The sequence below is a fragment of the Marinobacter alkalisoli genome (genome assembly GCF_045449795.1).
GTDB lineage: Bacteria > Pseudomonadota > Gammaproteobacteria > Pseudomonadales > Oleiphilaceae > Marinobacter.
Map to the genome: position 1 here is coordinate 425,246 of NZ_JBJJLB010000016.1, position 23,641 is coordinate 448,886.

A 23,641-nucleotide genomic window follows, 5' to 3' on the forward strand; every position below is an offset into this window, starting at 1 on the left:
CCTGTCAGAAACTATAGGAGAGCTCGCCGACGACACGTCGCCCGGGCATGGGGAAGTCGTTTGGAATCGGCGGGGCAGGGGCGGCGAAGGGGCTGGGGTCTCGCACATCTTCATTGAAGATGTTTCGAACGGCCAGAGAAATATCCAGCCCCTGCCATAACCCTTTGGTTCTAATGGTCATATCCACGGTGGTGGCGTCAGGCACGGGGTCTCGCTGATCTGCAGCCGTTCGCTTCTGTTCACCTACCCAGTTGACCTGCGAGCTCACTAGCCAACCTGGCGATACGCTCCAGTCGGCACGGGCATAGACCTGATGATTGGGCGCCTCACCGACGGATCGCCCTGTACCTTCATCCTCTGCGGTTTGATACGCATAATTGGCTTGTAGAGACAGGGTTTCGAGAGCCTGATACGTCAGTTCAAATTCACCGCCATGCCCCGTCCGTTGGCCCGCATTTCGATACTCCGTCGCGATAAGACCGGCAGTTGGAACCGCATTAATCAGGTCATCAATCTCGTAGTAGAACAGATTCACGCCATACAACAAGCTCGGCGTAACCTGATGGGATACACCAATCTCGAAGGTATCGATGGTCTCGGCGTCGAGTTCATCGTTGCCCAGGAAGACCGGGTTATTCGCCACATAAAGCTCATTCAATGACGGTGCACGAAAAGCCCGGCCGTACAGGAACTTCGTCGTGATGGAGTCGGTTGTGGCCCATACCAGTGCAGCTCGTGGGTTTATCGTACTGCCAAAATCTGAATAATCGTCAAAACGAATACCGCTGACCAACTGCCAGTTCTGTGCGAACTGCCACTCATCCTGCACGAACACATAGTAATTCGTGCGGTCTTCCTCCGGCATCCAGACCTCACTCGGGTCGTCGGACACGTCAACCACGCTGCCTTTTGGGCTGAAATCCGGATTGAAGTTCTTTCGTTCGGTCACCTTGTAAAGGTCAGCCCAAAACGTACCGACGCCCGTGTGTATACGGTGATCCTGAATGCCGCGGTAAATAGCGCTCAGGTCGAACCTGGCCTGGTTTTCCTCGTAGCCAGGGCTGCCGATCAAACCGTTGGGGAAGGCCCCACCAAAAGCGCCAGGCGGATAAAGTACGATATCGTTTTCGGGCTCCTGGGTAATATTGAAGTAGGACACTCTGGCTTCCACATCCAGGCCATCGGCCAGATCGGACCATCGATAGCTGTAATCCGCGTTCAATCTGCGAGATGAAAACTCACCTTCTGGATCCAGGGCCTGGGCGATACCGGGGCCCGTACCCAGGTTGCTACGGTCCTGTATGCCTGCCCGGAATGTCCACCGCTCGCCGCCTATTTCAAACCGGGCATCCAATTGATCAACACCGGTATTGACTGGGCCGGGCGCCAGAGAGGCCGATGTGCCAAACGTCTCATCAAAGTTCGTTTGCGCGTCGCGTTCAATGGTTTCATCCCAGCCATCAGTGGTCTGATACTCCAGGACCAAGCTGACGCCGATATCTCCCAACTGACGACCTGACTCCAGCCAGGCACCGCGGGTATCGAAGCTCCCGATCCTTCCGCCGACGGTTTGTCCGTCAATACTTTCATGATTCTTCGTCGTGATATTGATAACGCCCGAATAAGCATCGGCGCCATACAGTGCCGAGCCAGGGCCCCTGATGACTTCAATTCTCTCAATGGCTTTCACCGGCATACCACCCCAGGCATTACCCCGGTTCCCATACATCATGGTCGTAACGGGAATGCCATTGATGAGCAGAAGAGCCTGCGGATTATTGCTGGACGTAATGCCCCGGAACACATACTTGGGAGAGAACGCCTGATCGGAGTGATTTACGTGCAGCCCGGGCACGGATTCCAGCACCTGGTCGAGGTCCGTTGCGCCCATCGCGGCAATGTCGTCAACATCAATTACCGAAGTTACGGCGGCGGCTTTATCCAAAGGCGTTTCAGTCCCCGAAGCAATCGAAACGACTCGTATCTGCCCGAGCTCTTCCAGGGGGATGTCCCAGAGCGAGCTATCATCCGCAGAAACGGCGCTGGCAAAGGCGATAAACCCGGCACTGATATATACCCTGGCAATCGTGAAGGGAAGCGAGGGTCGGCTCAGGGATGACAGGGGCTGCAGCATGTTGAGTTTATTACTTGATAAATTGATAAAATTTCAAGCTGAATAAGAGTTTAGCCGCATTCGTCGTATAAGCAAGTTTAAAAGGGGTGTACCGGGGCAGGGCGGGCTCAGGACTATCCATGATTCTGGAGTTGCGATAACCAGAATCATGGACACCTCATTTGCGACAACTGAATGGCTTTGGCAGGCCGCTAGACGTAGAAGTCCAGCTCCTCCTGAGCCTTCAGCAGATCCCGCATCTTGATCGGATCGTCACCAAAGAAGAAGACCAGCCCCCAGTGAGTACCGAACGCCGACCGGTCAGGAACGGTCTCTTCGGTGGGCGCAACCAGTTCGTGTGACTCGAAGTAGGGGTGCTCAATCGTTTCTTTGGGCATCTCCAGCTTGCTGACCACACGACGTCTTGGATACACACCGAAGCAACCTGCGTAACCTTTCGCGTCGACCACCGGACGAGGGAAGAACTTATCGACTTCCTCTTTGGTGCTTTTAGGGTCAAACACCAGCATGGAAGCCTGGTACGCATTGAATCCGTAGGCCCTCTCGATAAGCTCAAAAGCCTTGAACCCGGGCGGGCGATAGGCGACTTCCCCAAAGTACATTTCGCCATCAGCAGTGACGAAGTACTCGGGATGAATCAGGCCGAACTGGATATCGAACGTTTTGATCAGCAACTCGATCTGCTTGGTGATCGCGTTACGCCAGCTCTCAAGTTGCTCGGTAGCAGGAACGAAAACCGAGTAGCCAAGCGTTACATATTCAGAAATGTTCAGGAACTTGATCTTGCCATCGTGGATCCAGGCCTCAACGGCAAACTCCCAGCCATCCAGGTGACTTTCCATCAGCAGGGGATATTCTTCCGTCGGGATGTTGTCAATTTCTTCTATCGTGCGGATCATTCGGTGGCCGAGGCAACCGGCCTTGTCGAATGCCTTGACGTGAATCGGGTCATCCGGGTCACCATCCAGTTTGAGCAGCGTCTGGTTGACGCGCTTCATGAAGCGGATGATGTCTTCTTTCTCGTGCGCCTCTTCGAAGATCCCGACACGAATACCGCCAAGCTGAGCACGGCGCTTCATCAAAGCCTTGTCACGGAACAGAATGGACTGCCCGTACATGCGGGGGTTGTTAAGGAGGACAGAGTTGATCGCCCCTGACCACTCAACGGTTTCCTCGAACAGCGGTATGGCGACATCAACGCCTTCCGCTTTCAGCTTTTCGGCTATCTCCAGAGACCGATCATTCAGACGGATAAAATCCCATGGAATGAAAGGAATCTTGTTTGCGGTACAGAAATCCGCAGCCCAATCCGGAGCAACAACGATATAGCGGCGGTCAAACTTCTGCGCAGCCTTGATCGCATTAACGCTCCAGCCAAGCAGGGCGATGTAACCTTTCTTTGGATCCTTAGGGGTCTCGGTCCCTTTAACCGAGTCCATATCGGGGTCAAGCCAGGCTGCTACCTCTTTGGGTAACTCTTTCTCCGATGCCATAGACATTTGATCTTCTCCTTGCTGGTTTACCCGGACAAACTGCGCCGACATTGGAGCGCACCAGACAAACTGAGCGTTGAGGCAATGTCGTTTAAAGGGGATCAATACATCCCAACCATCAACCTCAATATAGTCGCTCAGGTTTCAAATGGAAACGAAAGCCCCGGAATCGTTTGCTTCTGGATTGCCTTAAGAGCATCTTTGGGTTTGGGTGATATCAAATGGCACATCAAGGCAAGCAAGGATGATATTGTGACTATTCCCGGCTCTGATTCAGATACCACCGCCTCTGTTGCGACGTTTGACGAGGCCCTGGAACAGCTTGCGTTTGCTCGCCTGAGCGACCCTGTAGCCCCAAACACAGAGGTACTGGAAGCGGTACTTCACGTTATGGTCGCCCCCGACGGACTGGACGCGTTGTACGCCCGGGTACCGGCTATAGAAGCCAAGGGCGTCTTCACCAACAGTGACTGGGACCGGCCTGCCATTCTTCGGCCTGCACTGGCCGTGCGAACGTTACGCCAGGGAACCCCGGCTTACGCGGCCATTGAGGCCCTGAGTGAGCTTCGACTGCTTGCCGTGGCCATGGGCGATTATCTTCATCCCGGAGTTTCAGCGGAGCAGGCCAGACATTTTCTGACCCAGGTGACTGCACTGAATCTGGACCTGTTATCAGGCCAGATGAGCGAAGCGGATAGGGAGCGGCCGCAAGGGCTAGGGCACATAGTCACTTCACTCTATCAGTACCTGCTCAGCAGACTGGGCTACGAGAGTATTCTCGACAGCCTGGTGGAGGAAGTGCACCGTTTGCTGGCGCAGCGCCCGATACAAACGGACAGTATCAAGCAGATGGTCAGCCAGATTGCCAAATGCCTGTTTGATCCGGAAATCGAAACTTCGGGCATGGACAAAGCAGCGCGCCTTGTCAGCGCTTTGTTCGGTCCAACGACAGGCTGCCGAGATGATCCGGGCTTTACCGTTTACGGCGAGCGCCTGGCCGCCATGGACGAAGTCGCGCTAACCGAAGAGGCGCAAGGCTTTGCCATTGGGATGCACGAAACGGGCATGGTTTCACCGTATCACCCCATGCTGATACGGCACCTGCGTGGACACCGGGATGATCTGATACCTCTGGCTCTGGGCCTGAGTATTACCGGCAACGATGTGCTCCAGTGTTACCGCCAGATTGTGTTTGAGCTGATTGACCAGGTTGTTCATCCGGAAACCAGTCAGGCCGTTTATGGCCTGGCCATGTTTCTTGAGCGTGGCTCTCTCTTCACACCGCCCGTGGCTTCAGCCCTGTGGCGGCAACTGGAACTGAAATTGAGCCAAGCTGCATCCGATAAACTGAGCACGGTTTTCGGTAATGCGCACCCTCCGCGGGTGTTTTTGCTGGCCGGTGTACTGAGCCTTCTGGGGCAGCCGCTGGGTGTTGGCCAGGGTAATAACCCGACTTGCCAGTCGGTCATCGGCCTTTCCATGTGGTCCTTCAACGATGTTGACTATCTGTTGCAGCTGGTGGCCTGGGGTGCTCGCGATGACGATGTCATCATGCGTTTTGAGGGCCAACACATCACATCGCAGCACCTGGAGGCAGGCCTTGCAAAAGAACCTCCAACCGATGTGGATCCGGTTTCATTGATTCTGGCACCGCACCTTGACCGCATTTATGGCGAGATGGGGCGACTGTGCGGAGTACGCGACGACGACCTGCACCGCTGGATCAATCCTGAAATGTATGGCTGGTGGGTAGGGCACGGTTTTCTCAGTGTCATTAGCCGGACAACAGGAAAGATCCATGATTATGAGAGCTTCATCCGCCACTTTTATGCCAGCTATCACCCTTATTACAACGGCAACATACCCGTCATCCATCCGCAACCTGCGGGTATCGCTGTCACCGACAGTGGCGGACGCCTCGTTGGACGCCACGCCATAACCATCATCCGTGCCAATCTTGATCGCGTTGGCGAGATGCGCATCTACTTCTTTAATCCCAACAATGACAGCGGCCAGGATTGGGGCCAGGGTATCAACTGCTCAACAGAGAGTAATGGTGAGCGCTATGGCGAAGCATCGCTGCCGTTCGCTGAGTTTGCTTCGCGTTTGTGTGTCTTTCATTACGACCCGAGGGAACTGGGGGATGTGTTGGTGGTTCCTGAGGCAGATGTTTATCGTGCCATTGAGCTTGGGCGTACCAGTTGGGCCGCGAGTTATGAGTAAGTGGGTTGGTTCTGAAGGAGGGAGATTACGAACTCAGCTGCACGCATCACATACCGTATTTAACATAATATACATTATGCGCAGTACAGTATGCGTTCAAATAACATTATTACGGATTTTGTGTTTGCCCTATCCTTGCATTTGAGCGTTTTACAAAGAGCTTCCAAGATGAGCAAAACCGGCCAGGCACGTGTTCTCACGCCCGAACAGTTCGCCCACCTCTTGCATGTGATCCAAGAGCATCGCTACCCGGAAAAGAACACAGCGCTGGTTCAGATCAGCTTCAAGCTCGGATTGCGAGTCCAGGAAATCGCGCTTCTCCAGATCAAGGACGTTGCCGAGCTCGGCCCTGAAAGCTCTGGCCAGCGCTCTTTCAAACTGAAAGAAATCCTGGCGTTGCCTGCGGCTTACACTAAAGGTGCCGATGCGTTAAAGCGGTCCAAATCCACGTACCAGCGGCGTCGGGTAAGTTTTAGTGTTCACGATTTCCACCAGCTTGTTCAGCGAATTGAAGCCATGGCCAAGGCCGGCGCCGAGATCAAACCGGAGGATTTTTATCCTGATGTCAAAAAACATCGTGGTAAATCGCGCGATCTTCCAATGAATGACGCTGCACTGAGAACGGCTATAAAAAATTACCTTACGATCCGCCTGGCAGCGCACCCCTCAGTAAAAAAGACGGATCCTCTATTCCTGACTCAAAAAGGAGGCCCCTATTCTCCCAATACTCTCCAGGAACACTTCGCTCTCATGCAGAGGCATTGGGCAGGCATTGAGAGAGCCAGCTCCCACAGTGGCCGGAGGACTTTAATAACCAATATCATTCATGAACAAAAAAAAGTCAGTTAAAGTCGCTCAAAAAATCGCTGGCCATGTTTCCCCATCAACAACGCTCATTTACGAAGAACCTCCCGAGGAGTCACTGAAGGAAGCGTTGCAGGATGCCGGATACAAATATGTTGGTTAGTCCAGCAAACGAATAAACTTTTGAGCGCATTCATTATCACAGTTCAAACGCCCCTGGAATGCCACAGGTTTGCTTAGCGGATTTCAGCCCACTTGCCATGAGTCTTGTTGATAGCGGCGACCCATAGCTGCCCTGCCCCACCAAACGTGTGCTTCATTGCATTAGAGATGGTTTGGTCAACTGAAGCGTGAAGTTCAGTGTGGTCGCAAAGCGGACATTCAGATCGACCACAAAACGGACCTTTTTGCCGGGCCGAATGACCCCGTCACTTATCAAGACCACTCATTACGGTGGAGCACGTGGTTGTTGCCTCGCCTCGGCGAAGCTCTCGGAAAAAGTGTCGGTAACACTCAGCCCAAGGTCGCTCAGTAGTACGGGCTGTTCGAGAACAAAGGAATGACTATCCACGCCGACACAGTGAGTATGAACATCTGGCGTTTTTTTCAGGGTATGGCATTTACGACCGGCACGTTTAAAAGCACACTAGGACGACACAAAAACAGATACTTGCAGGTTTCACGAACGCCAGCCAATCTGGCGTATCGCCAAGCATAAGAAGGTTCACAGACAAGGTCATCAGAAAACTGAGGAGAATCAGCTTGGTTAAACTTCAAGTTTTGAATCAGTTACTGGCCAGCTCCCACAGACCGGCCTAAGTTCACTGAATCGTTAGGCACCGGGCGGAAAGTTGACGATCAGATTGGTCAGATTAACCGACTCCAGCCCCATCCAGACCACAAATAGGCCATACATCGTCAGTAGGCTCCAGGACTCTTTGCGGCTCAAAATCATGTCCGTTCGCATCATCAGAAACAGTACCAGTGTCGCGAATGTCAGAACCGCCATCATCGGGGCTGCTACTGAGTAATTGATGACCGCTGTGCCGGCAATCAGCACCCCGATCGGAATACAGCAGAGTAAATCAAAGATGTTACTCCCCAGTACGTTGGCCGTACTGGTGATGCCTTTGCCATTGCGGGCGGCTCGAACTGAGACAAAGGCATCCGGAATTGAGGTGCCCGCCGCTACGATAGTAATACCCCACAGAAAGCTTGGGGTGCCCAGAATATCGCCAAAGTTAACGGCCGCCCGAACGAGCCCTTCCACACCTATGAGAATCAGAGCCAGACCACCGGCCAGACGAGCCCATTCTTTTCCGGGCTGAACGTGGGACACGTCTTCATCGGACTGATAGTCCATTGTGTCCTGGTACTGGACAAAGACGTAGATCCCGTAAAGCACCAGCGGCATGATGGCGAGCCAACGAGTGAGTTCACCCCGAAGGCCGTCCCCATTGGATTCCATTGGGTTGTAAATCACCGCAAACGAGAACATCAGCAGCAGCGCCGCGACTGCGATCATGTAAAACTGCGCTTCTTTATAAACCAGGTCCCGATTCGTCATTAACTGATCTTTGGCGACCAGCCCGCACAGTGCGGGTATGACCATGATATTGAATAGAGCCGAGCCTACGATGGCCGCAACACCCAGCTCGAATTCCCCGTGCACCAACGTCGATACCACCACTGTCGCCAGCTCGGGAAAACTGGAACCAATAGCGACAACAATCGCGCCCTGAACAATTTCGGGCAGCCGATAATAAAGAGATAGGCGTTCACTGGCAGATTCGAGCAGGCCGCTGCCCTTCCACACTACCGCTGTGCCGATGACAGCGACCACTGTCCAGATTAGTAATTGTAGAATAAATCCTCCCGTTCGTTGGCTCCCAGGGCCATTTTGAGGTTCATCGATAGGGCTCTGGCTGCGGGAACCTTGTGCCGCCCGAGCCGGAATTTAGTTGCTCTATTGAAATCGGTGCGCCCCCATCGTCCAGTTCCACCAGGCCGATACCCGCGGCATTCCATAGCCGTTCACCGGCTTCACGGCCCTCCGGTTCCCGGGGTGTTACCCGCATACGCCGTCGCTTGGTAAACCAGTTCAGTGGCGACCAGGGCGCGTAAAGCCAACGGTTGATACGGTCCAGCCACTCCATGAGTGTGTGAGGGAACTCGTTCTTGATGCCGCTACTGGTGATCTGCCAGATTCGGGGCCGGTCCGGCCTGTGGCGAAGGCGAACGTCGTAGGCGAAGGAGTAGTGCACGTCGCCGGAAAGGATCACGAAGGTTTCCGGCGTGCGTGAGTGGCGGAAGATGTTTAGCAATACACTGGCCGCACCGCGGTGGGCCATCCAGTTTTCGGCATCCACCACTAGTGGTTTGCCAAAGAAAGTGAACGCGCTCTGGATCGCTTCAATCAGTTTGACGCCAAACATGGGCGCAGGAGAGACAACGATCACGGCCTTTTCATCCATTATGTCCTGCTGGAATTCGGTCAGCGCCTCCCAGTCAAGCAGGCCCGAGGGCCTGGCACGATTAAGCTCACTGCGCCATCGGTGGGTGCGGGTGTCCAGCACCACAATGCGGGGCGAAGTAGGCAGCTTGTAGTGCCAGTGTTCGAACTGCAACAGGTTATCAATGAGATGATCCTGCCGGGATGGATCAAATTCACCGCTCCGTTCGGCTGACCTCGCCAGTTCTTTGATTGACGGCATGATGCCATCGAAGGCATCGGGGTTGTTGCCCCAGCCCTGGCATAGCAGGTAGGCAATCACGGCATTGCCGACGATGCGGCGGGAAAACGGATGTTCGTAGGTAGTAGCTTCCCAGAGAGCGGACAGATTCCAGTCATCCGTCACGTCATGGTCATCGAAAATCATGTAGGTGGGAAGATGTGCCAATGCCCGTGACGCGCGGGGCAATCCTGCGACAAAGTTATCGATAGCGACTTGTTGTTGCTGATAAATCTCAGCATTTTTCGAGGACAGAGCGGGTTGCTCCATTGTAATCAGACGCCAGCAAACCGGCGACCAGACCAGCAGGTACATGGCCAGGACTTCGTTCAGGGAGATCAGGTGGTTGTGGGCACTGGTGGTGGTGAAAACCGGTTTTCTGACACCACCAAAGAAACGCTCGACCAGCGCCTCGTTACTGCGGATATCCGGTAGCAACTTCTCCCGGTGAAAGTAGGTGTCCGGGTTGTCCCTCAACGCCTTGCTATCGCTGACTGAACTCCCGGTGAGCACTTCATCATAGAGGCCCAGACAATCGACCAGGCTGTGTATGGCCCGAAGCATCGGACCGGCGACATCGTCGGCGTAGATCTGGTCCCCGGTCATCAACATCAAGGCGGGTCGTTTCTCAATGTCAGACCCAGCTTCCTGAAGCTTTTCGTCCAACCTCACCAGGCCGTCGGCTGCCGAGGAGTGTGGCCGACGACATGACCCATGGACCAGACGGTCCAGTCGATCCTTAATAACAAAATCTGGTCTGCTGGTTCCAGGCATACACAGATGAGTCGCCCACTCTTGTATCCAGGACTCGTTATCTCCGCCATCTTCACCAGATTCCGAAACGCATACGCCGAGGTCGTACCCGATGCGGGTGTTCACGGGTAACGCATCATCAGGTTGAATGTCGATCAAATGCAGATAGGCGGAAGCACCGACTCGTATTCGGGTGACTTCCTGCTCAGTCAATACCCGATCAAAACATGGCTCGCCTGAACCTTCTCTATAAAGTTGCAGCCGCAGGATCAGCGAACAGGATCCCACTAGCCAGAATGTAAGCCTGTCAACGGTCGTGTGCCTGAGAAGCGGCCCAGCCAACACCGGCGGAGGTGACTGCAAAGTCTGTTCGCTCATTTAATATCCCCGACACACTTTATGGTCTTTATTATTCCCTCGATATTTCCTTGTACCTTACCCAGTGACTGCAGGGGCTTCCCATGCGACGTTAGGTGACAAAATGCAATTATCCAATCGCAAAATTCACCTGACTGAAAGCTACCATAAAGCTCAGGATAACTTACGACAACCGGCTGCCGCGGCTGGCAATATCCGATGCAGTCGTCCAAGGTAAAAAACTTTAACGCCGTAAGGATTATCATGACCCACGAAACTGCAGATATTGTACGTCTTGAACGCTACGGGCCAGAAACCCGTGAATATACCCTCGCCATCATTACCGATGAAGATCACGCATCACAGGTTGAGCTGGATGACGGCCAGACCGCCTGGCAATCAACACTTCGATACGACAAACTCTACCGCGACGTAAATCCGGACACTGGCAAAGTCAGCTATCGTCTGGAGGAAATTCCGGAAGACCAGGGCGGTGAACACCACCTGATCAGCCTGATCGCTGAAGGGGGCCGTGGTGCGGAATTTTCCGAACTCGTCAAGTTCGGCAAGCACTTGATCACTTTTGATGACCGTACCGGCCTGGTGTGCGAAATCCGCAATGAGAACCAGTTGGTGCCTCGCCACATTCTGATGACGGGAAGCGGTGATGAAAAGTTCAAGGGCTTCAAAAGCGAGTGGGCCACTCTCAAGGGTGACGACATGGTTGTCGGTAGCCACGGCAAAAAGCCCCGGGAAGAGTGGATCAAAATATTAGACCGCAAATACGGGCTAAACAGCATCGACTGGCGGGAAAACTACCAGCGCATCCGGGACGCACTGGCCGTCGGTCCGGACGGTTATGTAATTCATGAGGCCGCAGAATGGCATCCCTATCGCAGGGAGTGGCTTTTTTTCCCACGCAAAATCTCAACCGAACCCTTCGATGAGCCAATCGACGAACGAGAAAGAGGAGCCAATACGCTGGTCATAGCGGATGAGGATTTCAGCAACATACGCACCCTAACCGTTGGCGAGCGCGTACCGGAACGGGGCATATCCTCGTTCAAGATTATCCCCGGCTACCCCAATGAATGTGTGGGCCTGAAAAGTGTGGAAGTCGGTGAGCGCACTGAAACCTGGCTGTTCTGCTTTGACCTCGATGGCAACGTTCTTCAAGAGGATACATTAATAGGCCGATACAAATGCGAAGGGGTTGAAATAATTTAAATCCCTGTTTTTCCAATTTTTTACGAACAGCATTTGGTAAGATAGGTAATTTCCGGAACCTTACAAAGACTTAAATGACCTTTTTTTTCAAATCTTTGAGTGCATCGTGAGAGTAGAACAACGGATACGGTGAAGGTGTTCGGTTACTACCGTATTCACATATGTCTCGGACACCAAAGTGAACCTCAAGGAGGTTTGATTATGAAACGCACTGCACTTTCCATTGCCATTGCATCAACGTTGATTGCAGCACCAACAGCGGTGTTTGCTGCCACCGACTCTCCATACCTGAGATCGGATGGCTCCTGGATTACCCTGAGCGGCACCGTAACCAGCACGGCAGCTGATAATTTCACGCTAGACTACGGTAGCGGACTCGTTACTGTCGAGATGGACGATTGGGACTGGTACGAAGAGGACGGTGAAGTCCTATCCGGAGATAAAGTGACAGTCTATGGAGAAGTAGACGATGACACTTTTGAAAACACGAAGATTGAAGCCAGCAGTGTCTATGTCGAAAATCTCGGCACTTACTTCTTTGCCAGTGCCGCAGATGAAGAGAGCTTCTCGGATCTCGACGTAGCACCCACCGTACCCATTGATGTTGGAGATTTGATCCTTACGGGTACTGTGGACTCTGTCGACGGGCGTGAATTCACCATTGATTCCGCTTCACAGGCAATGAAGGTGGATACCGCCCTCATGCCCTACAATCCGATGGATGACGAGGGGTACCAGAAAATCAATGAGGGCGACCTCGTAACGGTCACCGGCAACATTGATTATGGGACCTTCGAAAACCAGGAACTGATGGCGGAGACCGTAGTCACACTAGATGACGAAAGCTCTTAAGTACTTTTCGCCGATCAGAGAAAACCTCGCTCCCAAAGCGGGGTTTTTGCATTAACGGCTATGTGTTAGACCACAGCAAGCGTCCGGCCATCACACTTTGTCAGCTATAGGCTGCTTCCAATTGTGGGGCAATAACTCGTCAATGGCGTTGTTGTTCTGAGTCGGCAGGCACTAACGACCGGCCAACAAAATTAACGGTGGACCGGACATGATCGTTGACGCTCTACAAATGCTGGCGACGTGAGGCTTGAACGCTCCCTCACCAACTATCAGTAAAATTCCACCGAAGCGAAAGCAGCTTGGAAACCACATTGCAATCCACCAGGGCATGACACCACGGTAGGGAAGCCAAATCTCCGTGCGGTAACGGATATTTAAGTGCTATCGCGGCCATCACCGTCAGCGGTCTCGCCGACTGACTTGGACCTCGAATGGGAATGTTCGTATTGGGCGCAGTCGTATTTGGATTGGCGATTTTGCTTGCTCTCGTCACGGTCCGCGAAATGTAGTGGTCAACTAATCCCGGACAGTATTTTAAGGTTTTCCTCTGCTGCAACAGGAGAAATGCCACCGTTGAACGTATGAGGTCTTTGCCGGTTGTAGTAGTCCATCAGATAGCCACCAACACCTTTTTTGGCCTCAGGCAGATGCCGATATTCCAGGGCCGGTACCCATCAGAAACGTGCATCTTTGCGGATGGCTTACCAATGTTCGCTTTTGTTTAACTCCGGTCGTTGGCGATGCCCAGATCGGATGCCCTTCTCTCTGTTGCCGCCACTTAAAGACAAGCAAGTCAACGCTGGAAGCAAAAATCCAAAATTTCATCGAACCCCTTCAATAGAACTTTTACCATTTTGCTTTATGTCCTGCCTTCAGGAGAATCCGGTGCATTGGGTGCAGCAATGGCGTCGGCCGCTCCTCGAAGCCAAAGGGGGCCGTGAAAGCGCCCTCTTCCGCGACCCGTCCAGTATGGCAGGTGCCTGGAAAATAAAAAGAAACTATTCGGTGGACGAACTATCAGCGAATCTCAAACGATTCCCATCTGGTAGAGATAACAGCCATGAACTACGGTTATATTTTGCAAACCGTTGGAAAACTCGAGTTAGGGCTCAGTCCCTCTCAACTCTCTGACCGATATCCACGTTGAGTTGGTACCGGGTTTTCGACACGTCACGAATCCATAGGAATATGACCATGCCCATCAAGATCGCAACTATCTGCGGCAGTGTCCGCCCAGGCAACTATACATCACTGGCGTTAAATCTGGCGCTGGACGAATTGGCCAAATACCCGGATGTGGAAGTGACACCGATCTACCTGGAGCACCTGGATTTGCCGTTGCCAGGGCTGCCTGCGAAAAATCCCGATGCCATCGAACAGTTCCAGAACACAGTAAAGGATTCCACGGCTGTGTTGCTGGCCTCGCCGGAGTATCACGGGGGAATCAGCAGCCCAATGAAACTGGCAATTGATAATCTGGGCTTTCCAAGTATGTTGGCAAACAAGCCTGTTTCATTGCTGGGCGTGGCTGCCGGAGTGATCGGCGCGATCAAATCCACAGAGCAGTTGAGGGCCATCTGTGCGCATGTGGGTGCCATTCCGTTGCCAGCCGTGGTTTCGGTTGCCAAGGTTCAGCAGATTTTTGATCCCGACAGCGCTTGCCTGGATGCGGATATGGAAAAGCTGATCCGAAGCTCCGCGACCAACTTGATAGAGTACGTAAAGGATACGGTGTGTGCGAAAGTTAGCCTGGAAGAAGTCCTCCGACAGATGGGAGAGCGCCACGAGTGAGGCAATCTGAGGCTGGTGATACCCGGTCACGACGAGCAGCTATAGTGTGACGACCCTCCAACCTCAAAGAGCTCCGGCGGCTTCAGCCTGTAGTATTTCTTCTCTGCGTCCTCCGATTGCTCGGCGTATGGCTGCGTCATCACGTCCTGCAGTTCTCGCAGCAAAGCGTAATTCCCCGCTGCCGCTTGCTGATAAGCAGGCACAACGAACCACTCCCTCAAACTGTACTTTGGATTGACGAGCTTCATCTGACTCGAAAGCTCCTCAGGAGAGCGAGATTGAGTGAGCGATTGCCATTTTGTGAGCCACGCTGACCAGCGCTTGTCTATCCCTTCGGGGTCTGCAGCATTGGTCGGGCCCTTGTAGAAGCTCTTCTTGAGTGGCTCAATGTCATCTGGCAACGACGAGAGTTCCCGGAAGAATAGGGTGTAATCAACAGGCGTTTGCATCATCAGCGTTGCCAACTCGCGGAACAAATCCGCCTCAAAAACGTCAAGTCCAAGCTTGGCAGCCCACATCTTCTCCATTTGCGCTTGCATCACTTTCGGGAAATCACTTTGAATCTCTTCCAGCTGCCGCAGACAGTCTGGATGCCCTGCCAGCAACGGCCGAACCGCCGAACAAAACGAGTGAAAGTTGCGTTCGGCCGCTGCTGGTTGGTTGAGGAACGCGAAGTGATGTCCGCCACCGGTCCATGGTTGGTACTGCGGATCAAACACATCGCAGAATCCAAAGGGTCCATAGTCGAGCGTAAAGCCGCCCGCCGCACAGTTGTCGCTGTTGAAGTTTCCCTGGCAGTAGCCAACACGGATCCAGTTCGCAACAAGCGACGTCAGTCGGCTGCGGAACTCACGTGCAAGCAACACCACTTTTTCGGCGGTGGCCAGTGTCTGGTCGATAACGTCACCGTACTCACGATCGATCAGGTGCAGGATGATTTTCTCGAGCTCCTCCATCGCCTGCGGGTGTTCCTGCTTGCGGGCTCGACGACTAAAAAGCTCGAGCTGCCCTACCCGAATGAACGACGGCGCAACACGCGTGGAGATGGCAACTGGCTCGAGTATAAGGATATCGGGGTCTATTGAGCGTGAGCCCTCTGAATACCACGGTCGCCTGACTTGCTCGGTCTTTGACACGTACAGACTCAGAGACCGTGACGTAGGTACACCGAGTGCGTGCATATGCTCCTGGGCCAGGAACTCCCGCACACTGGATCTCAGAACGGCCCTGCCGTCCGCGCCGCGGCAGTAGGGTGTGCGCCCTGCCCCTTTCAACTGCATTTCCCAGCGCTGCCCGTTGATGGCGGCCTCAAGCACCGAAATAGCGCGACCGTCGCCGTAGCCATTGCCGGTCTGGAACGGGCATTGCTGGTAGAATTCGGTGCCGTAGATGGAAAGTGCGTAGCCACACGCCCACCCGACATTGCGCAGAGGCTCCGGAACCCGGGATAAGTCGCCGGAGAACATGCGGACGAAGTCGCTGGACTGCGCCATGCTGTCGGCAAAACCCAGTTCGCGAAACAGATTTTTCCCATGCGCGACGTATTCGGGGTTTTCGATTGGCGTGGGTTTGACCGGAACATAGTGCCCCGAGAAGACCTGTCGTGGCGCGTGGTCAGCTCCGTTTGCTTTCCCCTCAGGATCGCAGTTGAGCGTGTCCATGAATGAATAGTCTGCCAACGGTGCGAGATCGTCGAGGGTCGCGACACTTGTGGGCATTTGCCGGTGACGTCGCTCTATCATTGGGACTCCTCATGCGTTGGTTTAATCATTGCCAACATTCGGCTGGCTGGCGAGCTCCTTCAGTGCTTCCATCGCCTCATCAATGCGATCGCTGGGTACGAACATGTGGTCGTGATAAAACCCTGCGATGACATTGGTGGTAATGCCCCGCTCGGCCAGCAGGCTGGTTACCACAGATGTGAGGCCCAGGGCTTCCAGGCTGGAGTGGCCCTCCAGGGTGATGCGACGAAAAACCCGGTAATAGTCCAGGCCCTCGGCTTTGGCCTCCTCAAGAGGAATAACCAGGGTAAGGCCTTCCAGTTCGGCAATGCTGACGATGGGCTTGAGGTGTTCCAATTCGCCGTATTTTGCCTTTGGCACTGTGCAGTAGACATAGGACGTCGAATCCAGTTTTGGCGAGAGCTGTTTTATCAAATCCTGGAGAAACTGTGGTCGCATCATCTCTAGCTATCCTTCGGCCTATTATGAACAAATATTGTTTTCCGCCCCTGGTTGTCGGAACTAGCGCTCATACTACTGTGACATACCGGCAGAAGTTTTTCTTCGAGTAATGGTCTGGATTCGAGTCAGAGCTTAAGCGATGGCTCTGGTAGCCGAATAGCCGCACGGAGAGTTGGTCATGATGTCGTGCCAGCGTTCCCGTAGAAGCCGTTCCACATGATTTCGGAGCCAGACAATCCCGGGATCGCGGTCATGGCGGGTGTGCCAGATGAGGTACAAGCTGGTTGGGTCCACTTCAAACGGAAGCTCTCCCATCCATAATCCGTCCACGAAGCCACAATCCTGACTGATCAACTCGGGAACAGACGCAATCAGGTTTGATTCCCGGAGTATCCGGGGAACAATTGAAAAATGGTTCACTGTCGCGGCGATCCGTCTACTCTGGCCTTTCTGGTCGAGATAGCTATCCACGAAACCGTGAGCATCCCCGGACATCGTCACAAGCAGGTGCCGGGCATCAAGAAATTCTTCCATTGTAATCTGGCGGCCCGCAAGCGGATGGTCCGCACGCATCGCCAGTACATACCCACCTTCGAACAGCCATGTGCTTCGCAGGCTGTGGTCGTGTTGATTCAGCATGCCCACGGCCAGATCCACATGTGCTTCCCGCAAGTCGTCGTAGGTTCCCTCGGGGGTGTACGGAACGGCATGGACATCCACACCAGGAGCCTCACTTTCCAGCAGTTCAAGCAGCTGACGCCAGATCATCTCAACCGTTACATCCGTTACCGCGATGCGAAATTTCCGCTTTGATGTTGCCGGCTCAAACTGTGTGGCGCTGACCGCGTTGGTGAGAGCGTATATGTGATCCCCCACCTGATGCCAAAGACTCACCGCATAGGAAGTTGGTTCAATGTTCCGCCCTTTACGGACAAAAAGTGGATCGTTCCAGATCTGACGCATTCTTGAAATCGCGTTGGATACCGCAGGCTGGGTCATCGCGAGCCGATCCGCTGCGCGGGTAACTGAGCGCTCGGTCATTATGGCATCGAAGATGTACAGCAACTGAAGCTCTTGCGTTTTCATTTGGCATTCCTGGAAATGGGACCCTGATCAGTCTGGCTGGCAAGTAGTTTGATCGCAATGACGAAATTCCGGAAAAGGTGTGGTTTGCGAGCTTCTATACCAGGAAGCCTCCTGTTAAGGAGGCTTTGGATCTGCGTTACAAGTGCCCTTTTACGAAGGTCCTCAATTCACCCAGGCTGCCAGCTCCAGTTTTTTGGGCAATAACCCCTCCGTCCTGAAACAGGGCCAGCGTCGGAATCCCCCGAATACGCATTTTTGCAGTGATGTCCGGGCTGTCGTCCACGTTCACTTTGGCAATGGTCAGCTCGTCACCAAACTCATCGGCGATTTCCTCCAACATGGGGGCGACTGTCTTACAGGGGCCACACCACGGTGCCCAGAAATCCACCAGCACTGCCCGATCGCTCTGAACCACCGCTTGCTCAAAGTTTGCGTCTGTCACATTAATAATGTTGCTCATAACATTGTCTCCTTAACTGGATTGCCTCGGTGACACATTGCGACGCTGAACGCTCAAAAACCAATTGCGGGGCCATATAAGTCCTATTTCCCAGAATGATGAGTGCTTTTACATACCGTTCAGAGGCGAAAGGCCCATCATAGGGAATGATGTACCCCATACTGTTTGAGAATTATTCCTCGCCATTCTCCGGTTCCATACTTCGTTCATCTGATATCGAGTCGATTGGCGACATCGGTCTCAGCTGAAATCATTCGAACCCAGGAGAAACTAAAATGCGCAAAATTGCACTGTTTACCCTCGCGTCACTTGTTACCGTCGCTGCCCTGCCCGCACACGCTACCCTGGCAGACCGCAAATCAGACGAGCCCCGCTCCGAACAGGCTCAGCCCGCTCTCTATAGCGGTCAGATCGTGATTCGCGGTGAAATTCAGGATCGCGACGCAAAGAATGATCCTGCCGAACCGGCCCCGTACAGCGGTCAGATCGTTATCCGTGGTGAAGTACGTTCCAAAAACAGCGGTTGATCTTTAGATGTTTCATCTGCGTCTTGGCACCAGGGACGGTGCGTTTTATCTGAAAGGTGTGAATTGAACCGCTTGCCATCCCGCCGATCACCCAATAGCATTTCAAGCGCTGTATCAGGACCAAAGGACAAAACCGGACAAGGAAGAATATAGACGCCTAACTTACAGATTCAGGGACGACATTGAACCATGGGTAAACAGCGCTTTCGTTACTCCTCCAGCATCCTCAAGACAAGCCACTTGTTTGCAGTCCTCGGAGCATTGCTGACATTTCTGCTCGGAAGTCTGCTGCTACTGGAGCTGCCTAACGTTGATGATCTGGATTTCAGCCAGCTTTTGCTGGACGAACAGGGTAACGTGCCTTTCGAACTGTACCTGTTCGCTTTGTGTCTGCTGCTGGGTTGCGCCGTGGCGTATGTCAATCGCCAGGTCTGGTTGGAACTGGACAGCGAGAACCTCACCATTCACATCCCGCGGTTGACCGGCCTCGGGCTCATGGGGCTCACCACCGGAGACCACCGCATTCCGTTAAACACCATCCGGAAAATTGAACTGACCCCCGTTACCGGATTCCGGAACATGGCTCAGGCTCTTCAGCAATCAAGACTCAGCCTCGTAACTGACAGGCGAACCTACCGGCTTCAGCCCTACCTTTTTTTAAGGGAGGGCCACCCGGATCATCGCATAAGCTTTGGCAGCGCCTTGGGGAAACCCAAGACGAGGGTGGAAGCCCTCATCCACGAGGCTCCTCTTGTCAAAGCGCTTACTGTGATAACAGGCAACGCGGATTTTACATCAACCCCGGTCGAGCGAACCGGGCCATTGGCAAACCACTTCAACTTATTGAAACACAAAGGCATGGTCGTGCAGTTAATTCTTCTTGCCGGCCTTGGCACCTATGCCCTTGTTGACTACATGATGCTCACCAATTACCTCGTTGCTGGTGACCTGCCACTCTGGCCATTTGTTTCTACGGGGCTGCTGGCAGGTGCCTTGGGGATCCGGCTTGGGAAAGGTGCTCCCCTGGCGGAGCGCCTGGGGCTTGCTGCCCTGCTTTGCGTCATCGCCATAACGGCTACCTATCCTGGCCTGCTGCGGTACACATTGATAACCTCCCCCGAACCACTTGCCGTCGCCTACGACAGTACTGAAGCCGGCTACTTTGAGCATTCCCGTTATCCTGCGATCAACCAACGGGAAAGCAGCATCCCTGAATATTGGCAAAGTCTTCCCCCAGAGGAGGCTTACACCTTCTTCTTACATGAATCGGGGCTGGGATTTGTACTGATAGATATGTCCACAGTTTACGAGAAAAGCCGTGCCTTCTACCGAGATAATAAGCTCTGATACTGTTCCATAAACTCCAAAGCTTTCTGGCGTCTCAAAATATTCAGTGGAAATATACTCATCCAATGATGACACCCCACCACTACCTGATCGGGCGGAATAGCAGTGGTTTTGCGGCGAGTAATCTGGACGGTTATCTGGTGGCCTTCAGTTGTGCGTTGATCTGGTCGTCATACTCTGTTCTGTCCCGGTTGGTATTGCCTTTTTCACCTGGGATTATGGCGTGAAGCACGGCAACATCCAGTTGCTTGGTACCCTGGCATACAGTGCTCCCCTCATTTCCGTGGTTTTGCTGATCGCGGCGGGTTATGGAGAAGCCACCAGCGCCGTGATCGCGGCAAGTGTTCTCATCGTGGTGGGTTCCCTGATTGCCGGCAGGGCCAGACGTCTGCCGGTTGCCGAACCTGAACGATGTGCCTAAGCCATCAGTAGGGACATAAAACTCCCCCTTCCCCGAACAAAGGCCAACAGACGATCCGGATAGTCAAGGGAGACCGCCTTGCGAACCGACTCCCGAGTCCGCAAGCGGTCCCGCCACATATGAACCTTTTCCACATTCTCCAGAATGCCCAGGTCCACCACAGACTCAAACACATCGAAATACCTGAAAATCGGACCGTAGACAGCATCAATGATCTGAAAGTTCTCCCCGGAGAAATAAGGACCGCCGCCCAGCCGATTCTCTAATTGCCCGAATCGTACCCGTAACCTGTTACGTGAGGCATCAAACTCTTCCTGTGTTGGTGCGTTATACAATTGGGCAATGCCATTCAACAGACCAGACCCGAATTCTATCCAGGCGCGGTGATCGGCGCGCTCCAATGGGTCCTCCGGATGCAGCGTGCCTGGTGTCACCTCATTGAGGTATTCGCAGATCACAGCTGACTCAAAAAGGGATTGTCGTTTCCCCACCACGAGCACCGGCACCTTGCCCAACGGGGAAATATCCTGAAACCACTTTGGTTTGTTTGCCAGGTCAATGTCCGTGCGCCGGTAGGGAATTCGTTTTTCACTCAGGACAATGACCGAGCGTTGAACGTATGGACACAGTACATGAGTGATTAGCTCGAACTCGTTATTCATAGACGGTTCTCCTTATTGGATTCTGATCGGGTTCAGTATCGCGCTTGCACTCAGCGAGCAACATTCGCAAAATTGGAAAGATAAAATTGCAATTTTGCAAATACAGGGAACATCAAGTGGACTGGAACTCACTCAAAGTCTTTCTCGCCATCGAACAAAGTGGCTCCCTGGCTGGCGCGGCCCGAATACTGGGTGTGAACCACTCAACTGTGTTTCGGCGGTTGAACGCCTTCGAGAAAGATTTGGGTGCCCGCCTATTTGAACGCCTGCCTGGCGGTTACGCGCTAACGCCCCTGGGCGAGGAGTTGAAGGACATCGCCAATCGCGTTGACGGCGCCTTTAACGATATGGAGCGTCGAATCGCAGGTCGTGATGTGCAGCCAAAGGGCAAGGTCCGGATTACTGCGCCCAACAACCTTGCTTATCGATACCTGCCCGACTATCTGGCCAGGTTGAACCAGGATTATCCGGAGATCACGGTCGAATTGCTGGTCAGCAATCTGGAAGTCAACATGAACAGCCGCCAGGCAGATATCGCCGTCAGGGTAACGGATGTGCCGCCTGAACATCTGGTTGGCCGGCAAGTGTGTTCCATCGGCTGGAGTGTTTATGGCAGCCCCACCTACCGGGAAAAACATGGCTTCCCGACAGGATTGGACGACTTGCAGCACCATCTACTGATCGGCGCTAGTGGCAGCATGCAGGGACTACCGGCATTTTCCTGGCTGGAGCGCACACTGGCGCAATGCATCGCTGCCCGCAGCGACGACCTGGTGGCCATGTCCTGGCTAGCCCAGAGCGGTCATGGCCTGGCCCTCCTACCGGACGACCAGCAGCGACCGGAACTGGAAGCCTTGTTTACTTTCCCGCCGGGGAAGACATCAAATCTGTGGCTACTGACCCACCCCGATCTGCGGCACGTTGAACGTATCAAACTGGTTATGCGATACCTTTCGAAGGCTTTTTCCGAAGATCAGCGTCTTGGTGGCTTGGGTTTCCGGTAGTTAGTCATGCAAAATCTTTGGCGGGGTGACGCGCCATATAGTTGGTCACGCCAAGATACCGATCTGGATGATGCATTGAAATGACCCTGCCCCATGTTCGGTCCAGAAAGTTCGCGATTCTCCTTGTTTTCAACTACGCCAGAAATGACGAGAAAACATCACGAACACACTCAGGAGTTCCAACCGCCCCAACAGCATTGCAAGCATCAACACCCATTTTGCGGCATCAGGTAATGGCTGGAAATTTCCTGCCGGACCGATAATTTCACCCAAGCCCGGTCCAACGTTTGCCAGTGCAGTGGCAGCACCGCTCAGGCTCGTTGTCAGATCAAGCCCTAGCAACGCCAGAATTGAAGCGACAACGGCCAGGGTCGCCAGAAATATGAAGGAAAACGCAACGCTGGACGCGACAATTTCATCACTTATAATTCGACCATTGTAATGTCTCGCAATCACCGCGCTCGGATGCAGAAGTCTTAATACCTGCTCCCGCAACAGCAGCATTGATAACTGAAAGCGAAAAATCTTCATGCCACCGCTTGTGGAGCCTGAACAACCTCCTACAAACGTCAGGAAAAAGAACAACACCACCACGAAAGGTCCCCATAGCGAGTAATCCTGAGAGGCGTATCCTGTGGTGGTCACTACGGATGTCACATTAAATAAGGCATGCACAAAGGCATCCAGCGGAAACGTTCCGTCCTTCACCACCCGATAAAAAGCAACGAGGCTTGCAACAACGAACAAAAACCACAGAAAAAATTGAACCTGGCGATCTCGTAGCAAGGGCTGGCCCTGACCACTCAAGAGTCGGACAAAAAGAAAAAATGGAATGCCTCCCAGCATCATAAAGATGGTGGACGCAAACAGTATGGATAGCTGATCAAACTGCCCCATCGAACTGTCTGACGTGGAATAGCCGCCGGTCGACACTGTAGTAAGCGCATGGTTGAGCGCGTTGAACGAATCCATTCCAAGCAGCCAATACACAGAAATACAACTGACTGTCAGAACCAGATAACTGACAACAAGCCCCCTGGCCAGCCGGTTGGTTCGTGGAACTGCCTTTTCGGTCCATTCGGAAGATTCCGTTGCGAATAATCGCATGCCACCAATCCTCAAGAATGGGAGGATTGCGACGGCCATTCCGATGATCCCGATTCCCCCCATCCACTGCATTATGGAACGCCAGAGCAAAATATCGTCCGGGAGATGATCAAGGCCACTCATAACAGTGGAGCCCGTTGTTGTCACACCGGAAATACTTTCAAAAAAGGCATCGGTAATGCTGAGTTCCAGGTCACTCAACAGCAGCGGCAGACTCGAGAACAATGGGATGACAATCCACGCCGATACGGTAAGGATAAACATCTGTCGCTGTTTGAGCGCATGTCGTTTTCGACCCGCACTGACAAAACACAACAAACCAACACCAAAACAGATACTTGCGGACTTCACGAACGCCAACCAATCCGGCGTGTCACCAAACATTAACAAATTCACTGGCAGCGTCATCAGAAAGCTGAGCAGAATCAGCAGAAACCCAAGAATTTGTACCACAGGCAGTAAATTGAAGAGTGCCATG

19 protein-coding genes are annotated in these 23,641 nt (G+C 53.3%); 9 read left to right on the top strand and 10 right to left on the bottom strand.

What is annotated here, in order from left to right:
- Positions 1-4 precede the first annotated feature (4 nt).
- Together ACJO3M_RS06535 and ACJO3M_RS06540 are read right to left on the bottom strand one after the other, a co-directional pair.
- Positions 5-2,134: a TonB-dependent receptor plug domain-containing protein gene (locus ACJO3M_RS06535; protein ID WP_407000564.1), complete on the bottom strand. Its 2,130-nt coding sequence runs from the start codon at positions 2,132-2,134 to the stop codon at positions 5-7.
- A gap of 191 nt (positions 2,135-2,325) precedes the next feature.
- Positions 2,326-3,633 (bottom strand): carboxylate--amine ligase, encoded by a 1,308-nt coding sequence (locus tag ACJO3M_RS06540; RefSeq protein ID WP_407000565.1) that lies wholly within the window; start codon positions 3,631-3,633, stop codon positions 2,326-2,328.
- Between the two features lie 252 nt (positions 3,634-3,885).
- Between ACJO3M_RS06540 and ACJO3M_RS06545 the strand changes: the two genes are divergently transcribed.
- Both ACJO3M_RS06545 and ACJO3M_RS06550 read left to right on the top strand, forming a co-directional pair.
- Positions 3,886-5,850, top strand: coding sequence for a hypothetical protein (locus ACJO3M_RS06545; protein WP_407000920.1), 1,965 nt, complete (start codon positions 3,886-3,888; stop codon positions 5,848-5,850).
- A 168-nt stretch (positions 5,851-6,018) separates the two neighbouring features.
- Entirely contained in the window at positions 6,019-6,699 is a 681-nt protein-coding gene (locus tag ACJO3M_RS06550; RefSeq protein ID WP_407000566.1) for a site-specific integrase, read from the top strand.
- 787 nt (positions 6,700-7,486) lie between these two features.
- Here ACJO3M_RS06550 and ACJO3M_RS06555 read toward each other — a convergent pair.
- Both ACJO3M_RS06555 and ACJO3M_RS06560 read right to left on the bottom strand, forming a co-directional pair.
- Positions 7,487-8,497 carry a sodium:calcium antiporter gene (locus tag ACJO3M_RS06555; RefSeq protein ID WP_407000567.1) on the bottom strand — a complete coding sequence of 337 codons (1,011 nt, stop codon included), beginning with the start codon at positions 8,495-8,497 and terminating at the stop codon, positions 7,487-7,489.
- Between the two features lie 64 nt (positions 8,498-8,561).
- The gene (locus ACJO3M_RS06560; protein ID WP_407000568.1) at positions 8,562-10,517 is read right to left on the bottom strand and encodes an alkaline phosphatase D family protein; all 1,956 of its coding nucleotides are present in this window, start codon (positions 10,515-10,517) and stop codon (positions 8,562-8,564) included.
- A 243-nt stretch (positions 10,518-10,760) separates the two neighbouring features.
- Between ACJO3M_RS06560 and ACJO3M_RS06565 the strand changes: the two genes are divergently transcribed.
- The 3 genes from ACJO3M_RS06565 (at position 10,761) to ACJO3M_RS06575 (ending at position 14,366) form a co-directional block, all read left to right on the top strand.
- Positions 10,761-11,723 carry a hypothetical protein gene (locus tag ACJO3M_RS06565; RefSeq protein WP_407000569.1) on the top strand — a complete coding sequence of 321 codons (963 nt, stop codon included), beginning with the start codon at positions 10,761-10,763 and terminating at the stop codon, positions 11,721-11,723.
- 201 nt (positions 11,724-11,924) lie between these two features.
- Complete coding sequence (locus ACJO3M_RS06570) at positions 11,925-12,575, top strand: NirD/YgiW/YdeI family stress tolerance protein (RefSeq protein ID WP_407000570.1); 651 nt, start codon at positions 11,925-11,927, stop codon at positions 12,573-12,575.
- A gap of 1,194 nt (positions 12,576-13,769) precedes the next feature.
- On the top strand, positions 13,770-14,366 hold the full coding sequence (locus tag ACJO3M_RS06575; RefSeq protein WP_407000571.1) for an NADPH-dependent FMN reductase: 597 nt from the start codon (positions 13,770-13,772) through the stop codon (positions 14,364-14,366).
- Positions 14,367-14,392: 26 nt separating this feature from the next.
- Here ACJO3M_RS06575 and ACJO3M_RS06580 read toward each other — a convergent pair whose 3' ends face one another.
- The 4 genes from ACJO3M_RS06580 to trxA form a co-directional block, all read right to left on the bottom strand.
- Positions 14,393-16,108 (bottom strand): protein adenylyltransferase SelO, encoded by a 1,716-nt coding sequence (locus ACJO3M_RS06580; RefSeq protein WP_407000572.1) that lies wholly within the window; start codon positions 16,106-16,108, stop codon positions 14,393-14,395.
- Positions 16,109-16,129: 21 nt separating this feature from the next.
- The gene (locus ACJO3M_RS06585) at positions 16,130-16,549 is read right to left on the bottom strand and encodes an ACT domain-containing protein (RefSeq protein WP_407000573.1); all 420 of its coding nucleotides are present in this window, start codon (positions 16,547-16,549) and stop codon (positions 16,130-16,132) included.
- 132 nt (positions 16,550-16,681) lie between these two features.
- Positions 16,682-17,635, bottom strand: a complete 954-nt coding sequence (locus ACJO3M_RS06590; protein ID WP_407000574.1) for a LysR family transcriptional regulator — start codon at positions 17,633-17,635, stop codon at positions 16,682-16,684.
- Between the two features lie 136 nt (positions 17,636-17,771).
- The gene (gene trxA, locus ACJO3M_RS06595; RefSeq protein WP_406984583.1) at positions 17,772-18,095 is read right to left on the bottom strand and encodes a thioredoxin; all 324 of its coding nucleotides are present in this window, start codon (positions 18,093-18,095) and stop codon (positions 17,772-17,774) included.
- A gap of 275 nt (positions 18,096-18,370) precedes the next feature.
- On the opposite strand from trxA, the gene ACJO3M_RS06600 reads away from it, so the two are divergent.
- From ACJO3M_RS06600 to ACJO3M_RS06610, 3 genes are all read left to right on the top strand, one after another.
- The gene (locus ACJO3M_RS06600; protein ID WP_407000575.1) at positions 18,371-18,622 is read left to right on the top strand and encodes a hypothetical protein; all 252 of its coding nucleotides are present in this window, start codon (positions 18,371-18,373) and stop codon (positions 18,620-18,622) included.
- Positions 18,623-18,811: 189 nt separating this feature from the next.
- Positions 18,812-19,969, top strand: a complete 1,158-nt coding sequence (locus ACJO3M_RS06605) for a hypothetical protein (protein WP_407000576.1) — start codon at positions 18,812-18,814, stop codon at positions 19,967-19,969.
- A 151-nt stretch (positions 19,970-20,120) separates the two neighbouring features.
- Positions 20,121-20,390: a hypothetical protein gene (locus ACJO3M_RS06610; protein WP_407000577.1), complete on the top strand. Its 270-nt coding sequence runs from the start codon at positions 20,121-20,123 to the stop codon at positions 20,388-20,390.
- Here the strand turns inward: ACJO3M_RS06610 and ACJO3M_RS06615 are convergent.
- On the bottom strand, positions 20,387-21,052 hold the full coding sequence (locus tag ACJO3M_RS06615; protein WP_407000578.1) for a glutathione S-transferase family protein: 666 nt from the start codon (positions 21,050-21,052) through the stop codon (positions 20,387-20,389). The genes ACJO3M_RS06610 and ACJO3M_RS06615 overlap by 4 nt on opposite strands.
- Positions 21,053-21,168: 116 nt before the next feature.
- On the opposite strand from ACJO3M_RS06615, the gene ACJO3M_RS06620 reads away from it, so the two are divergent.
- On the top strand, positions 21,169-22,056 hold the full coding sequence (locus tag ACJO3M_RS06620) for a LysR family transcriptional regulator (protein WP_407000579.1): 888 nt from the start codon (positions 21,169-21,171) through the stop codon (positions 22,054-22,056).
- Between the two features lie 129 nt (positions 22,057-22,185).
- On the opposite strand, the gene ACJO3M_RS06625 is transcribed toward ACJO3M_RS06620, so the two are convergent.
- Positions 22,186-23,640: a TrkH family potassium uptake protein gene (locus tag ACJO3M_RS06625; protein ID WP_407000580.1), complete on the bottom strand. Its 1,455-nt coding sequence runs from the start codon at positions 23,638-23,640 to the stop codon at positions 22,186-22,188.
- Position 23,641 lies beyond the last annotated feature (1 nt).